This is a genomic window from Roseovarius sp. THAF9, from assembly GCF_009363715.1.
Taxonomy (GTDB): domain Bacteria; phylum Pseudomonadota; class Alphaproteobacteria; order Rhodobacterales; family Rhodobacteraceae; genus Roseovarius.
In genome coordinates this window covers 3,339,522-3,354,001 of sequence record NZ_CP045404.1, presented here as the reverse complement: position 1 = coordinate 3,354,001, position 14,480 = coordinate 3,339,522, and the positions used below count along the sequence as shown (strand labels likewise).

20 protein-coding genes are annotated in these 14,480 nt (G+C 65.3%); 10 read left to right on the top strand and 10 right to left on the bottom strand.

From position 1 onward, the window contains the following. The first annotated feature begins 178 nt into the window (after positions 1-178). Both FIU86_RS16640 and FIU86_RS16635 read left to right on the top strand, forming a co-directional pair. Complete coding sequence (locus FIU86_RS16640) at positions 179-463, top strand: hypothetical protein (RefSeq protein ID WP_254703865.1); 285 nt, start codon at positions 179-181, stop codon at positions 461-463. Next, positions 447-2,036, top strand: a complete 1,590-nt coding sequence (locus FIU86_RS16635; RefSeq protein WP_152476106.1) for a methyl-accepting chemotaxis protein — start codon at positions 447-449, stop codon at positions 2,034-2,036. Before FIU86_RS16640 ends, FIU86_RS16635 begins: the two co-directional genes overlap by 17 nt. Positions 2,037-2,045: 9 nt before the next feature. Here the strand turns inward: FIU86_RS16635 and FIU86_RS16630 are convergent, their stop codons facing one another. Beyond that, positions 2,046-3,020 carry a glutathione S-transferase family protein gene (locus tag FIU86_RS16630; protein ID WP_152476105.1) on the bottom strand — a complete coding sequence of 325 codons (975 nt, stop codon included), beginning with the start codon at positions 3,018-3,020 and terminating at the stop codon, positions 2,046-2,048. Positions 3,021-3,235: 215 nt separating this feature from the next. Between FIU86_RS16630 and cbiE the strand changes: the two genes are divergently transcribed. The 3 genes from cbiE to FIU86_RS16615 all read left to right on the top strand — a co-directional run bounded on the left by cbiE (position 3,236) and on the right by FIU86_RS16615 (position 5,495). Continuing rightward, positions 3,236-4,438, top strand: coding sequence for a precorrin-6y C5,15-methyltransferase (decarboxylating) subunit CbiE (gene cbiE, locus FIU86_RS16625; RefSeq protein WP_152476104.1), 1,203 nt, complete (start codon positions 3,236-3,238; stop codon positions 4,436-4,438). A 74-nt stretch (positions 4,439-4,512) separates the two neighbouring features. Next, a complete protein-coding gene (locus tag FIU86_RS16620) occupies positions 4,513-5,043 on the top strand; it encodes a DUF6882 domain-containing protein (protein WP_152476103.1) in 531 nt (176 codons plus the stop codon). A gap of 101 nt (positions 5,044-5,144) precedes the next feature. Further along, positions 5,145-5,495: a hypothetical protein gene (locus FIU86_RS16615; RefSeq protein ID WP_152476102.1), complete on the top strand. Its 351-nt coding sequence runs from the start codon at positions 5,145-5,147 to the stop codon at positions 5,493-5,495. Positions 5,496-5,547: 52 nt separating this feature from the next. Here FIU86_RS16615 and FIU86_RS16610 read toward each other — a convergent pair whose 3' ends face one another. Further along, the gene (locus tag FIU86_RS16610) at positions 5,548-6,717 is read right to left on the bottom strand and encodes a MalY/PatB family protein (protein WP_152476101.1); all 1,170 of its coding nucleotides are present in this window, start codon (positions 6,715-6,717) and stop codon (positions 5,548-5,550) included. A gap of 140 nt (positions 6,718-6,857) precedes the next feature. Between FIU86_RS16610 and def (FIU86_RS16605) the strand changes: the two genes are divergently transcribed. The 5 genes from def (FIU86_RS16605) (at position 6,858) to FIU86_RS16585 (ending at position 9,575) form a co-directional block, all read left to right on the top strand. Next, on the top strand, positions 6,858-7,382 hold the full coding sequence (def, locus tag FIU86_RS16605) for a peptide deformylase (RefSeq protein WP_152476100.1): 525 nt from the start codon (positions 6,858-6,860) through the stop codon (positions 7,380-7,382). Positions 7,383-7,386: 4 nt separating this feature from the next. Beyond that, the gene (gene def, locus FIU86_RS16600) at positions 7,387-7,881 is read left to right on the top strand and encodes a peptide deformylase (RefSeq protein WP_152476099.1); all 495 of its coding nucleotides are present in this window, start codon (positions 7,387-7,389) and stop codon (positions 7,879-7,881) included. 20 nt (positions 7,882-7,901) lie between these two features. Then, a complete protein-coding gene (fmt, locus tag FIU86_RS16595; protein WP_152476098.1) occupies positions 7,902-8,807 on the top strand; it encodes a methionyl-tRNA formyltransferase in 906 nt (301 codons plus the stop codon). A gap of 270 nt (positions 8,808-9,077) precedes the next feature. Continuing rightward, positions 9,078-9,320 carry a hypothetical protein gene (locus tag FIU86_RS16590; RefSeq protein ID WP_152476097.1) on the top strand — a complete coding sequence of 81 codons (243 nt, stop codon included), beginning with the start codon at positions 9,078-9,080 and terminating at the stop codon, positions 9,318-9,320. A 15-nt stretch (positions 9,321-9,335) separates the two neighbouring features. Beyond that, positions 9,336-9,575, top strand: coding sequence for a GlsB/YeaQ/YmgE family stress response membrane protein (locus FIU86_RS16585; RefSeq protein ID WP_152476096.1), 240 nt, complete (start codon positions 9,336-9,338; stop codon positions 9,573-9,575). 1 nt (position 9,576) lies between these two features. Here FIU86_RS16585 and FIU86_RS16580 read toward each other — a convergent pair whose 3' ends face one another. The 8 genes from FIU86_RS16580 to FIU86_RS16545 form a co-directional block, all read right to left on the bottom strand. Continuing rightward, positions 9,577-10,200 (bottom strand): trimeric intracellular cation channel family protein, encoded by a 624-nt coding sequence (locus FIU86_RS16580; protein ID WP_152476095.1) that lies wholly within the window; start codon positions 10,198-10,200, stop codon positions 9,577-9,579. Then, positions 10,197-10,664 (bottom strand): ribonuclease HI, encoded by a 468-nt coding sequence (gene rnhA / locus FIU86_RS16575; protein ID WP_152476094.1) that lies wholly within the window; start codon positions 10,662-10,664, stop codon positions 10,197-10,199. Before rnhA ends, FIU86_RS16580 begins: the two co-directional genes overlap by 4 nt. Beyond that, on the bottom strand, positions 10,657-11,262 hold the full coding sequence (locus FIU86_RS16570; RefSeq protein WP_152476093.1) for a class I SAM-dependent methyltransferase: 606 nt from the start codon (positions 11,260-11,262) through the stop codon (positions 10,657-10,659). Before FIU86_RS16570 ends, rnhA begins: the two co-directional genes overlap by 8 nt. Next, on the bottom strand, positions 11,259-11,711 hold the full coding sequence (locus FIU86_RS16565; RefSeq protein ID WP_152476092.1) for a DUF3429 domain-containing protein: 453 nt from the start codon (positions 11,709-11,711) through the stop codon (positions 11,259-11,261). The genes FIU86_RS16570 and FIU86_RS16565 overlap by 4 nt, the downstream gene beginning before the upstream one ends. A 61-nt stretch (positions 11,712-11,772) precedes the next feature. Then, complete coding sequence (locus FIU86_RS16560) at positions 11,773-12,429, bottom strand: CDP-alcohol phosphatidyltransferase family protein (RefSeq protein WP_152476091.1); 657 nt, start codon at positions 12,427-12,429, stop codon at positions 11,773-11,775. Beyond that, complete coding sequence (locus FIU86_RS16555; RefSeq protein WP_152476090.1) at positions 12,426-12,794, bottom strand: hypothetical protein; 369 nt, start codon at positions 12,792-12,794, stop codon at positions 12,426-12,428. Before FIU86_RS16555 ends, FIU86_RS16560 begins: the two co-directional genes overlap by 4 nt. Next, a complete protein-coding gene (locus FIU86_RS16550; protein WP_152476089.1) occupies positions 12,791-13,741 on the bottom strand; it encodes a phosphatidate cytidylyltransferase in 951 nt (316 codons plus the stop codon). The genes FIU86_RS16555 and FIU86_RS16550 overlap by 4 nt, the downstream gene beginning before the upstream one ends. Beyond that, a complete protein-coding gene (locus FIU86_RS16545) occupies positions 13,738-14,397 on the bottom strand; it encodes a 1-acyl-sn-glycerol-3-phosphate acyltransferase (RefSeq protein WP_152476088.1) in 660 nt (219 codons plus the stop codon). The genes FIU86_RS16550 and FIU86_RS16545 overlap by 4 nt, the downstream gene beginning before the upstream one ends. Positions 14,398-14,480 lie beyond the last annotated feature (83 nt).

The following is a 14,480-nucleotide window of genomic DNA, read 5'->3' as shown; positions in this document are numbered from 1 at the left end:
CCATTGGGACAGGCCGTCAAGGGATTCGGGCGGGGTTTTTGCAGGCCTGCGTTCCCCCATGCAAATGCGTGGCCGGTTTTTTCGGCCGGCTAAACCTGCTGTTAGGGATTCTACCTCTAAAACCCGCGATGTGCGACGGTCATTTGTCATCGATTCCTGCCTTGCAGGGTTTCTCGCCGTGCAGCTTCTGGCGACGCTGCCCGTGACTTTGATGATGTCCGGCCCCGCACAGGCGGGGTGGCCGGCGCTGGTCTTGGTGCCGCCATGGGGCGCGGACCCGGGCCGGATCATCGCGGCGGCCGGAGGCAGGGAAATCGGGCTGGTGGCGGCACCATTGGCGCGGCTTGCCGTGCTGGACAGACCGGCGGACGCGGTCGCGGGCGGGGCGTGGGCAGTTCTCGACGCGACGGCGCTGGCGTCAATTTGCGGTTTCCAGGGAGCTTGGCATGACGGAGTACGATAGCGATCACGGTGAGAAGCGCATGAAATTCGCGGTGCTTATGCTGCTGCTGATGACGCCGCTACCGGCGGCGGCTGCATGGGCCGTCGGCAACGCCGCCCTGCCGCTCATGCTTTTGTCGCTTGGTTTCGCCGGAGCGGGCCTGCTGGCGCATCGGGTGCGCAGCGGGCTGGCGCGCGGCGTGTTGGCGGCGGGACTCGTGGGGCAATCGGCCCTGCTGACGGCGGCGCTGGCCGGACACCCGTGGCAGATCGACACCCATATGATGTTCTTCGCCGTGCTGGCGGTGGTGTCTACCATGGGCAGTATACGGGTGCTGATCATGGCCTGCGGCCTGACGGCGGTGCACCACCTTGGCCTGACGCTGGCGCTGCCGGCGATGGTCTACCCTTCGGCCGATCTGCTGAGCAACGTGATGCGCACGGCCATACATGGCACAATCGTCGTTATCGAGGGCGGCATCCTTTCGCTTTCGATGCTGGACGCGAACCGGCGGCGCGCGGCGATGATCGAGCAGCGCAGCGAGGCATTGCGGCTGACCGAAGAGGCGGACACTGCGCGGAAGGCGGCGCAGCGGGCAGGCCAGGAGGCGCAGGATCTTGTCGGTGTTCTGCGCGATAGGCTGAAAATGCTTGCCGCTGGCGACCTGAGCGAGACGATCGAAGATCCGTTCCCGCCCGAGTATGAAAGCCTGCGGGAGGACTTCAACACCACGGTCGGGAGCCTGCGCGACCTGATCGGCGCGGTGGCCGAGAATGCGACGGAGATCCATTTGCGGGCCGAAGAGCTGAGCACCGGGTCGCTGGACTTGTCCCGACGGACGGAAGGTCAGGCTGCCACGCTGGAGGAAACAGCCGCGGCGCTTGAAGAGATGACGTCCAGCGTGCGATCGGCAGCCGAGGGCACCACGCGTGTCAAGGAGGTCGTAGAACAGACCCGTGGCAAGGCAGAGACCAGTGGAGAGGTCGTGCGTGACGCGATAGGGGCAATGTCCGAAATCAAGAAGTCGTCGGACGAAATCAATCAGATCATCGGCGTGATCGACGACATCGCTTTCCAGACCAATCTTCTTGCGTTGAACGCCGGGGTAGAGGCGGCGCGTGCGGGCGATGCGGGGCGCGGTTTCGCGGTTGTCGCCTCCGAGGTGAGGGCGCTGGCGCAGCGTAGTGCGGACTCGGCACGCGAAATCAAGAGCTTGATCAGTGCGGGTGGCGCGCATGTGGAGAATGGCGTGTCATTGGTCAACAGCGCGGGCGACGCGCTGACCGACATCGTCACTCGCGTGGGGAACATCGCGGGCCTGATCGGCGATATTGCCAATGGAGCGAATGAACAGTCGACCAGCCTTTCGGAACTCAACACCAGCGTCGCGCAGCTTGACCAGGTGACACAGCAGAACGCCGCGATGGTCGAGGAATCGTCAGCAGCCTCGACTGCGCTGAAGACGGAGGCGGAAACCCTGCACGGAATGGTGACAGCGTTCCGCCTGAAGGCGCGCAAGCCCGAAAGCGCAGCTAATGCCGATGGCGAAGACGCCGGTGCGGAGCCGGAAGCCGGGGATTGGCGCGCCGCGTGACCGGCCTTGTCAGCCGCGCCCGTGGGGCGCGGTGAGGTCGAGATCGGGACCGATGGGAATGATCCGGTGCGGGTTCACCGTATCGTGGCTGTAGTGGTAATGCTGGGTGATGTGATCGAAGTTCACCGTCATCGCCACTTCGGGCCATTGATAGAGTTCCCGCAGATAGCCCCACATGTTCGGGTAATCCACGATCCGGGCGCGATTGCATTTGAAATGCCCGTGATAGACCTTGTCGAAGCGGATGAGCGTGGTGAACAACCGCCAGTCGGCCTCTGTTACGCGGTCGCCGGCAAGGTAGCGGCGCCGTGACAGGATGTCTTCCAGCCAGTCAAGCGACTCGAACAGCGGTTTGACGGCGTCTTCATAGGCCTTTTGCGTCGTGGCGAAGCCGGCCTTGTAGACGCCGTTGTTCACCGTGTCATAGACGCGGTCGTTGACCGGGTCGATCTCGCTGCGCAGGTCCTCGGGATAGTAGTCGTCTTCATTGCCGGTGATATCGTTGAAGGCGGTGTTGAACATGCGGATGATCTCGGCGCTTTCGTTCGATACGATTGTTTCGCGCTGGATGTCCCACAGGATCGGCACGGTGACGTGGCCGGTCGTGTTTGGGTCGGCGCGGATGTAGATATCGCGCGCGAAGGGAAGACCGTAGAGCTTGTCGCCTGTGGTGCCGGGGAAATCCGTGTCGAATGTCCAGCCGTCCGACAGCATATGAGGATGGACGACGGAGACGTCGATCATGTCCGTCAGCGCCTTCAGGCGGCGAAAGATCAGCGCGCGGTGCGCCCAAGGGCACGCCAGCGAAACATAGAGGTGATAGCGACCCGGCTCGGCCTTGAAGCCGCCTTCGCCGCTTGGCCCGGCGCTGCCGTCGGCGGTGATCCAGTTGCGGAATTTCGACGTGTCGCGTTTGAACGCGCCGCCGTGTTTCTTGGTGTCGTACCAGCCGGTATGCCAGGTGCCGTCTATCAGTTCGCCCATCGGATCCTCCTTTGTCCTTGGCTCAACACATAGCGGCACGGAAGGTTTCGGGCAGGACCGATCGCCGCGCAGAGGCTGTGCGGGCACACACAGGGATGTCGTATCGGCCACCACGCGCCCGCTTTGGTTTGCCCGTTCGCGACGCCTGCTGTAGGTGTCTTCGCGACAGGTGGCGCAGCGCCCCGCGCGGCCTTCACGCCGGGAAGGGACGAGCGATGGAAACAGCCTGGTTGCATGTCGTGGGCATCGGCGAGGACGGCATGGATGGCCTGTTGCCCGCGACGCGGGCCGTGGTCGAAGCCGCCGAGGTCATCATTGGCGGCGACCGTCATCCGGTATTGAAGGGCGCGGGCGAGGCCGAGCGCCTGGCGTGGCCCGAGGCGTTCGATGACCTGATCGCGCTGTTGCGCAGCCTGCGCGGGCGGCGCGTGGTGGTGCTGGCGGCGGGGGACCCCTTGTGGTTTTCCATCGGCGCGCGGATCGGGCGCGTTCTCGATCCTGGAGACATTACCTATCATCCGCAGCTGAGCGCGTTTCAACTGGCTGCCGCCCGGATGGGCTGGAGCCTGCCGGACGTGGAAACGCTGACCGTGCATGGCCGCCCGGTGGAACAGATGATCGCCTTCATTCAGCCGGACGCGCGGTTGATCATCCTGGCGACAGGCTCGGGCACTCCGGGCCGGATCGCGCAGTTCCTGACGACGCGGGGGTTCGGCGCGTCCCGCATGACGGTACTTGCCGCGATGGGCGGCGCGCAGGAAGCACGCTTTGATGGGGTGGCGGAAACGTGGGATCACGAGGTGCCTGCGTTCAACACATTGGCGGTGGACTGTGTGGCCGCGCCGGACGCCGCACTGTTGCCGCGCGTGCCGGGACTTGCGGACGAGATGTTCGAACATGACGGCACCGTCACCCCGCGCGAGGTCCGCGCCGCGACGCTGGCCAAGCTGATGCCCATGCGTGGCGCGGTCCTGTGGGATATCGGGACCGGGTGCGGGTCGGTCGCCGTGGAATGGATGCGCGGCGCGCGGTATGCTCGGGCTATCCGGGTCGAGCCGCGGGCCGAGCTTCGGGCGATGGCCGCGGCGAACGCGCTGGCGCTGGGCGTGCCGAAGCTTGAGCTTGTCGACGGCACTGCGCCGGAGGCGTTCGAGGGTCTGCCCGCGCCGGACGCCGTGTACATCGGCGGAGGGTTGAGCCGGGACGTGTTCGACGCGGCGTGGTCGCGGCTGCGCCCGCTGGGGCGGCTGGTGGCGAATGCGGATACGCCGGAAACCGAAGCTTTGCTGTCGGATCTGCATGGTGCGCATGGCGGAGATCTTGTCAGACTGTCGGTGGAGCGGGCCGAGCCGGTGGCGGGCGACACCCGCTGGCGCGCGTTGCAGCCGGTCATGCAATGGAGCCTGGTGAAGCGTTAGCCACGATGGCGGGTGACGCTGGTTGCGCCGTGGCGCAACGCCGCCCCACCCGCCATCCCGAAAGGAACGATAGAATGAACGAGATCCTGTTGGAATTCGCCGGTCGTCAAGCCGATGCCGGGGCGACGCAATTGCCGGAGACCTATCGGCAATTGGCGGTCAATTCGGGCTTTTTCCTGAAGACCCGCATGGCCGGTGGCAGTTTCACACCGCCACGGGACGGATCAAACGCGTTTCGACTGAACCTGAAGAAAGGCCGGATCGTGTTCTTCCACGATGGCGGGCAGGAGACCGCGGCGCAGGCGCAGGTGATCGGCACCTATTCCGACGATGGCAGCTGGATGTGGGCTTGGGGTCATCCGGACGTGCCGCTGCCGATGCAGCAGGCGGCATGGGCGGTGCAGCAATTCGGGGAGCGGCAGGAGATCGAGGAGCTGCTGAGCCGGGGCGGGCCGCTGGACGCGGCGCGGCTGGCGGAGTTCCAGGCAATCTGCGCCTATATCTCGGATGCCGACGGGGTTTTCATGGGGCCGCATGGCGCAGGTGGGCAGGTGGCTGTCTGCTATTACCTGGGCGATCAGTTGAACGGTCTTCTGGAAACGTGATGCGCCGCGCCTGCATTGCGGCAATGCGGCGAAATTTTTACGTGACTGTCATGGTTTAGCCTTACATTCTGTCGGGACGATTCTCTGCAAGGGTGCTGGCCATGACGACTTTTCTTTCCCCCGAGATCCTTGCGGGCCTCGAAGAAGCGCGGATGCGTGGCTGGCAAAAGAGCAATCGTTTGAGGGTCGAGGCCGGGGCGCAATCGCACGCCGTTCTGCGGGCCTGGAACGACGGTTTTGCACTGCCTGCCGGAGCGGCGCCGCATCTGCGTGGGTTGGTGGACCTTTACGATGGTGCGCGGCACCTCAAGCGGTGTCTTATCGTGGCGTCCGAAGAGGACGGACGCGAGATCCGATTTGAGCTGAAGGTTGTCAACGAGGCCTCGGGCGAGCAGCCGGTGGATTTCGAGAGGCCCGATGACGCGCCGGTGGCCCTGATCGCGGAAGGCTGAACCGGGGTGAGTCCCGGGCCGCGACGACGGCCGGGGACATGCGTACAGACGCTTATTGCAGGTCGGAAAACGCGTCTTGCAGCCGCGCAACCGCCTCTTTGACCCGGGCCCGTGGCGTCGCGATATTGAACCTCAGGAAGCTTTCGCCGCCGGTGCCGAACGTTGGCCCGTGGTTGGCCGCGATCCTGGCCGTTTTCTCGACCCGCGCGGTGAACTCATCGGCGCGCATTCCGGTGCCGGAGAAATCGACCCACGAGAGATAGGTCGCCTCGAGCGGCATGGAACGTAGCCCGGGAATGGCGTTGATGCCCGCGTCGAAGACCTTTCGGTTCTCGTCGAGATAGGTCATCAGCGCATCCACCCAGTCCGCCCCGCCGGGGGAATAGGCTGCCTCGGCCATGACCAGACCGAAGGCGTTGGGCGACAGGCCCAGGCCGGCCATCCGTGCGGCAAAGCGGCTGCGCAAAGTCTCGTCGGGGATGATCACGTTGCCGACATGGGCGCCTGCGATGTTGAACGTCTTGGTGGTGGCGGTCATCATCACCAGCCGGTCGGCGATGCCGTCGATATGGGCCATGACGGTGTGGCTTTGGCCCGGGTAGACGAGGTCGTGGTGGATTTCGTCCGAGACGAGAATGAGGTCGTGCCGCCGGGCAAACTCGGCCACGTCTTCAAGCTCCCGCTTCGTCCAGACGCGCCCGCCCGGGTTGTGCGGTGAGCACAGGACCAACAGTTTCTCGGACCCGTCGAGAATGCCGTCATAGGCAGCGAAATCCATCTCGTAGCGGCCGTCATTGTTGGTCAGCGGGCACTCGACCACCCGACGTCCTGCCGATGTGATCACACGTGCAAAGGCATGGTAGACCGGCGTGAAAAGGACCACGCCGTCGCCCGGCTGAGTGAAGGCGTCGACGCACATGCCGGTGCCGTTGACTAGTCCGTGGGTGGTGAAGATCCAGGACGGGTCCACCTGCCAGCCGTGGCGGGTGTCCATCCACCACGTGATGGCCTTGCGATAGCCGGCCTCATCCCCGTAATAGCCGAAAACGCCGTGATCGAGCATCCCGGCGAGCGCATCGCTGACAACCTGTGGCGGGCGGAAATCCATGTCGGCGACCCACATGGCCAGCCCGTCCTCGGCGGTCACGCCATAGATCTGTTCCATCTTGTCCCACTTGCTGCAATTGCTGCCGCGGCGGTCGATCGGGTCGTCGAAATTCAAGGCTGTCTCCGCTGTTGGTGTCTGGTCGCGTCCGGCGCAAGCTATGGCGTTGCAGGGCCGGGCGCAATCGCCTAAAGCATTCCGCGCGATGGCCGGGCGCCCGGCTTCAAAATCTGACGACGAACGGTTACATAACACGCATGCTGCGACCGATCCTAATCCATCCCGACCCGCGCCTGAAAAAGGTGTGCGACCCGGTATCCGACCTGAGCGACGATTTGCGCGCACTGGCCGACGACATGCTGGAGACGATGTATGACGCGCCGGGCATTGGCTTGGCCGCGCCGCAGATCGGGGTGATGGACCGGCTGATCGTGCTGGATTGCGCCAAGGACGAGGAGGCCGGCGAGCCGCCGCGCCCGCTGGTGATGTTCAACCCCGAGGTGGTGGCGGCGTCGGACGAAAAGAACGTCTACGAGGAAGGCTGCCTGTCGATTCCCGACCAGTTCGCCGAGGTGACGCGCCCAAAGGTGGTAGAAGTGACGTGGATCGACCGTGATGGCAACGAGCAGTCGGACACGTTCGACGGGCTGTGGGCCACTTGTGTGCAGCACGAGATCGACCACCTGAACGGCAAGCTTTTCATCGACTACCTTGGTCCGATGAAACGGCAGCTGATCACTCGCAAGATGCAGAAGCTGAAGCGCGAAAAGGCGCGGGGCTAGCCCCGTGGCCGTTCGTCCCTTCGTGCCCTGGCCGGACAGGCGTTTGCGCACGCCGGCGGCCGAGGTCGAGGCGGTGACGGAGGCTGAGCAGGCGATCTGGGACGACATGATCGAGACGATGGACGCGATGCCGGGGGTGGGTCTGGCCGCCGTGCAGATCGGGGTGATGAAGCGGCTGGCCGTGGTCGATGCCAGCGACACGCGTGGTCAGGCGGTACGCATGGCGAACCCCGAGATCCTACATGTCAGTGCCCAGATGCGCGAGCATGACGAGGCCAGCCCGAACCTGCCCGGTGTGCATGCCAGGATCAGCCGTCCGCGCGCCGTGACGGTGCGGTTCCTGAACGCCGAAGATGAGGTCGAGGAACGTGATTTCGTCGGGCTTTGGGCGACGAGCGTGCAACACCAGGTCGATCACCTTGACGGGCGCATGTATTTCGACCGATTGAGCAAGGTGAAGCGGGACATGCTGCTGCGCCGCGCCCGCAAACAGCGCTGAGGCGCCAGCAGGAGAGTGTCATGCGCCTGATCTTCATGGGAACGCCCGATTTTTCGGTGCCGGTGCTGGACGCGCTGGTCGATGCCGGGCACGAGATCGCGGCGGTCTATTGCCAACCGCCCCGCCCGGCAGGGCGCGGCAAGAAAGCCCGCCCCAGCCCGGTGCAGGCGCGGGCCGAGGCTTTGGGGCTGACCGTGCGCCATCCCTTCAGCCTGAAAGGCGAGTCGGAGCAGGCGGATTTCGCGGCACTGAACGCCGATGCGGCGGTGGTTGTCGCCTATGGGCTGATCCTGCCGCAAGCCATTCTGGATGCGCCGAGGCGAGGCTGCCTTAATATCCACGCCAGCCTGCTGCCGCGCTGGCGCGGGGCGGCGCCGATCCACCGTGCGATCATGGCGGGGGATGACAAGACCGGCGTGTGCATCATGCAGATGGAGGCGGGGCTGGACACCGGCCCGGTGCTGTTGCGCCGCGAGACACCGATCGGCGGCGAGGAGACCACCGGGGCGCTGCATGATCGCCTGTCGCGGTTGGGTGCCGAGGCGATTACCGAGGCTCTGGCACAGCTCGATACGCTGACGCCCGAACCTCAACCGGAGGACGGCGTCACCTATGCTGACAAGATCGACAAGGCGGAGGCGCGGATCGACTGGACCCGTCCCGCTGAAGTTGTCGACCGCCAGATTCGCGGCCTCTCGCCCTTTCCCGGCGCCTGGATCGACCACGAGGACACGCGGATCAAGTTCCTCGCATCACGTGTCGGAACGGGCAGCGGAACGCCCGGCGAGGTGCTCGACGATGCAATGACCATCGCTTGCGGCAGCGGCGCGGTGAAAGTCCTGCGTTTGCAAAAGGCCGGACGTGGCGCACAGGCGACCGACGATTTCCTGCGCGGCATGGATCTGCCCAAGGGGACCCAACTCTGACCGCCCTCTTCTTCTGGCTATAAATATCCCAAAGCGTTCTGCCCCGATCACGTTTTCCGGGATGGGGGCAGAACGCGCGCAACGTCCGCATGTCGCGCCGCGATTTCCGAAAGCGGCCACGCCAGTCTTTCGTAAAACGCTTCGGGGAGCGCGAGGGGCTGGCCCCTCGCCCCGGTCGGACTGCGCCTGCGCGTCCGAAACCCGCGGCCCCGCGCTTGCTTCCGGTCCGGAAACAGGCCAGCATCGCGCCAACCAGAGCAACGAGGTCTCATGTATCTGCAACTGTTCGGCACCGTGGTGATCGCCGGGATCGTCGGCTATCTCAGCGAGAAATCCGGCTTCACCCGCAATGGCATCCTGCAGTCGATCATCATCTGCGTCGGCGGGGCATTTTTGTTTTATTTCGTGCGGATCATGTTCGGCTTCCGCTTCGGCGCGCCCGGGGTGGACGCGATCATTTCGTCCATCGGGGCGCTGATTATCATTCCGACGCATTGGCGCCGGGGGCGCTGAAAAGGGAGAAGCTTTATGGGGCTGGTCTATCTCATCATCATCGGCGCCGTGGCGGGGTATCTTGCGACACGTATCATGCGCATCGATGCCGATCCGCTGGTGACGATCGGCATTGGTGTGGCCGGGGCACTGCTGGGCGGGCTGATCCTGCAAGGTATCCTGGCCTTCCTTGGCCTGCTGGGCGGGATCATCGGCGCGGTTCTGGGCGCGCTGGTGCTGATCTGGGGGTATCAGGCCTACAAGGCGCGAAAATAGCTTACGCCCGCGGCGGGCGAGAGCGGTAGACCGGCAGGCGCCAGCCGAAGGCCAGCGAGCCTGCACGCAAGGCCCAGGTGACGCCGGCGCAGGCGGCGAGGATGAAAAGCTCGCGGTCTGTGACCATCAGCGTTGCCACCGCAGCCAGCGACCCGGCGAAGGCGGCGGTGACGTAAAGCTCGCCCTGTTTCAACACCAGAGGCAGTTCGTTGCAGACCACGTCGCGCATCAACCCGCCCAGGCAGCCGGTGACCATGCCCATGATCACCACGATGGGCAGCGGTTGCGCCATGGCCAGCGCGGTGGCGACGCCTGCCGGAACAGCCACAGCGAGAGCGAGGCTGTCGAGCCAGAGCAGGAGGCGGTACCGGCTCTCGAACAGATGCGCAGTGAAGAAGATCAGGAGCGCGGCGGCACAGGCGGTGGCGATGAAGCTGGGATTGGCGATCCAGAAGACCGGGTTGCGGTCAAGAAGCACGTCGCGCACCGTGCCGCCGCCCACGGCCGTCAGGCAGGCGATGAAGGCAAAGCCCACCACGTCGAGCTGCGCGCGCGACGCCACCAGTGCCCCGGTCAGTGCGAAGATCAGAACCGAGGCATGATCCAGCAGGAAAAGCGCCGTCATGACTTGGCCTTGCCGGGCTTGAAGGGCGCCATGCCCGCGCGGGCCAGTTCGTCGGCGCGCTCGTTTTCCGGGTGGCCGGCATGGCCTTTGACCCATTCCCAGGAGACATCATGTCGATTGGCCGCGGCATCGAGGCGTTGCCACAGGTCGACGTTTTTGACCGGTTTCTTGTTCGAGGTTTTCCAGCCGTTGCGCTTCCAGCCGTGGATCCAGCCAGTTACGCCGTTCTTCACGTAGGCGCTGTCGGTGACGATGGTGATGCGCGTGGGTTTCGAAAGGGTTTCGAGCGCGGTGATGGCCGCCAGCAATTCCATCCGGTTGTTCGTGGTCTCGGCCTCGCCACCGCTGAGTTCGCGTTCCTTGACGACATCATCGCCGTCCTTGGCCTGGAGCAGCGCGCCCCAGCCGCCGGGGCCGGGATTGCCGGAACAGGCGCCGTCGGTATAGGCGAAAAGTTCAGCCATCGTTGGGCTTTCTTGCAAGGATGGTCACCCACTCCGCCAGACTGCCGTCAAGGCCTTTGTCGGCACCGGTGCGCGTCTCGAACGGGTGCAGGCCCGCCGCGTTCAGGAGGTCGGAAAGCTCAGTCTGGGTGACATAGGTATAAAGCCGTCCGAGCGTGTCGCGGTGTTCGCCGGTGCCGGTTTTCATGCCGATGTGGAAAAGCCCACCGGGTTTCAGCGCGGTCGCTAGTGCCGCAAGGTGCCGGGGCAGGTCGGCGCGGGGCGCGTGCAGGAGCGAGAAGTTGGCCCAGACCCCGTCATAGGCCGCGACCTCGTCGATGTCGTCGAAGGTGGCGCGCCGGGCGGTCACGCCCGGTCGCGCCTCGGCGAGGGCCACCATTTCCGGTGTGGCGTCGGTGGCGGTGACCGCGTGCCCTTCGGCGGCCATGATGCCCGAGGCGATGCCCGGGCCGCAGCCGAGGTCGAGGATGCTGCTGCCGTGGGCGAGATGGTCGAGAAAGAGGCGCAGCGCCGGGTCCTTGCCTGCATTCTTCGTCACGTCGGCATAGCGTGCGGCCTCGGACCCGTAGACCCGGATGGTCTCGTCGTCATGGCTCATTGCGTGAGGCCGATCACGAGGCAGAGCACGACCACGGTGGTGATGATCAGGCGCAGGCGCATCCACCAGTTCGGCGCAACCCCGTCGCGCCAAAAGAGCCAGTCGAGCGCGAGGATGCCGGCGAAGCCGAGGATCAGCATGATCCCGGCCTGGTACGCGCCGCCGCCTTGGGTGAAGAACACCCAGAGCGCGGGAATGACCGAGAGCACGTAGCCGGTGGTGGCCGAGGGGCCGGTCATGCGCGTGGCAAACCCCCAGAGCACGCCGGACATGAAGCTGAGGATCACCGCGCCGTAGAACAGCCCTACATAAGGGCCGACGAAGCGCGGCCCGACCACGCGCTGGGTCCAGATCGCCAGATCGGGCCAAAGCACGGTCGCGGCGCTCCAGAGGAACGGCAGCAGGCCGGCCAGGGCGAGGATCAGGGGTGTGCGGGGGATCTCGTTCACGGGGCGGGGCGGTCCTTGGCTGCAAGCGTCAGACTTGGTTTAGAAGGCCGCCTAGGCGGGATCAAGTGTCCGACATGTCGCGCGGGCGTCGTTTCAGCGCGCGGATCATACGCGCGGAGCGGGAGAGGGCGGTGGTTCCTGTGCCGAGAACGGTCACGATCAGCGCGACAAGCAAGGCGTAGCGCGTGTCGAAAAGCGCCAGTTCGATCGCGGTCAGGACTGCGCCGGCGGTGATCGCGGCCATACGCTGCGGCTTGGCGAAGGGGCCCGAGAAATCCGGGCCCAGCCCCTCTGCCCGGCCCAGCTCGCGGATATAGGCGGTGGCGATGGCCAAAGCCCCGGCCAGCAGGCCGAGTGCGAGTTGTCCGGTGGCCAGCCCCGCGCCGGTCAGGATCAGCAGGTCGGCGGCGCGGTCCGGTGCCTCGTTCCAGAAGGGGCCGTCGGGTTCGGACTTGCCGCCTTCGACGGCGACCATGCCGTCGAAAAGATTGCAGAGCAGGCGCAACTGACAGCCGAGAGCGGCGAGGAGCAGCAGGACGATGGCGGCGGTCTTGCCCGTGTGCGCGGAGGCCCAGAAGGCGAGGCAGGCCAGCGCCGCGAAGAGGATCGAGCCCTGGCTCATGCGGTTGGGTGTGAGCGAGGTGCGGCTGAGCCACCGGGCGATGCGGCGGGCCCAGCCGGTGTCTCGGCTGTTCAGGGGGCGGCGGGTGTCGGTCATGGGGCGTGCCTCAGGCGGTAATTGTAGAGTGCGGCATAGCTGGTGGCGACGGTGACGGGCAGGGCGAGCGTCGCCGCGATTTCCGGCGTGCCCACGGTGCGATGCACGAGGAACAGTAGCGTGATCGACACCGTGGCACAGGCGAGCGGCGGCAGGATCAGGCCGGGGGTGCCCGAGATATGCGGCAGCAGGCGTTCGATCACAGATTTAAGTGCCAACGTGATGCCGGCGGACAATGCGCCTTGTACGAGGCCCGCAATCACCGGCGCCGGCATCGGGTGGCCCGCGTTGGCAAAGACCGCCCAGCCGCCCATCAGGACGAATCCGCCGGCCATATGCACGAGGTTCGAGCGCAGGAGGCTCATGTGAGCGACCAGTAGTACCGCGTCAGGTGGAAGAAGAGCGGGGCGGAGAAGACCACTGAGTCGAGCCGGTCGATAAAGCCGCCGTGACCTGCGATCATGTGGCCCCAGTCCTTGACGCCGCGGTCGCGCTTGATGGCCGACATCACCAGCCCGCCGAAGAAGCCCGCGAGCGTGATGACGAGCGACATGCCCGCCGCCTGCAGCGGGGTGAAGGGCGTGATCCAGAACAGCGCCGTGCCGATCAGCGTGGCCGAGGCGACGCCGCCGATCAGCCCTTCCCATGTCTTGGAGGGCGAGAGCGAGGGCGCGACCGGGTGGCGGCCAAAGAGCTTGCCCCAGGTGTATTGCAGCACGTCCGACAGTTGGACCACGACGATGAGGAAGGCGATCAGCAGGACGTTGCGCGCCTCGAAGCCGGGGATTTCGAGGAACAGGAGCGCGGGCACGTGGCTGGCGCAGAAAACGCAGATCATCAGGGCCCATTGCATCTGGCTGATGCGGACGAGAAAATTGCGGCTGTCGCCCTGCAGCACGGCGATGATGGGCAGTATGAGGAAGGCGTAGACCGGGATCAAGAGCGACCACATGCCGTACCATTCATACCAGATGAGCCAGTATTGCAGGGGCAGGATCACGAAGAAGGCGCAGGCGATGGCCCAGTGATCGGACGCGCGGCGGGTGGTGAGAGTGACGAATTCGCGCAAGGCGGCGAAGGAAGTGAAGGCGAAAAGCGCGATCACGCCGCCGCGTCCGGCGAGGAACGCCACCGCGAGAAACGCGGTCATCCCCCACCAGGCGAGGATGCGGGCGTTGAGGTTTTCGATCGTGGCGTTGGAGCCATCGGGCGCGACGCGCTGCTTGAGCACGTAGCCAACGCCGCTGGCGACGATGAGGACTCCGATGATGCCGGCCAGCAGGGTGAGGAAATCGGCGTGCGTGTCGGTCATGCCGGCGCCTCCTCTGCCGATGTGTCATCGGCAGGTGCAAGCGCCAACAGGGCGGTTTCGGCCCGCTTGAGGAAATCCTTGCGGGTTTCACCGGGTTCGACGCGGATCGGTGCGCCGAAGGTGACGGTGCACAGCAGCGGGATCGGCACCAGTTTGCCCTTGGGCATGACGTCGTTGAGGTTGTCGATCCAGACCGGTACCAGGTCCACCTCGGGGCGGGCATCGGAGATGTTGTAGAGCCCGCTTTTGAACGGCAGCAGACGCTTGTCCGTGGTGTTCCGGGTGCCCTCGGGAAAGATGATGAGCGAGGCGCCGGTATCGAGCCCGTCTAGGATGAGCTTCATCGGGTCCTCGGTGCGCGTTTCGGTGTCGCGGTCGATCAGGACCGCGTTGAACACATCGCGGCCGATGAATGTCTTGAGCGGAGATTTCAGCCAGTAATCGGCCCCAGCCACCGGGCGGGTCCGGCGGCGCAGGTTGGGCGGCAGGACCGTCCAGATCAGGATGAAATCGCCGTTGGAGGTGTGGTTGGCGAAATAGACCCGCTGGACCGGTTCGGGGTCCGTGCCGTCCCAGATGGCGCGAACCGCGGTGATGAGCCGCGCGAAAGTGGTGATGGCGCTGCCGGTGAGCCAGGCAAGGATGTCGCGTGTCAAGTTGAGTTCCCGTCTTTCGCAAGAGCCTACAGTCACCGTGGAATTTGGAAAGACAGGAAAACCTGACTCGCAACGGAGGGTCC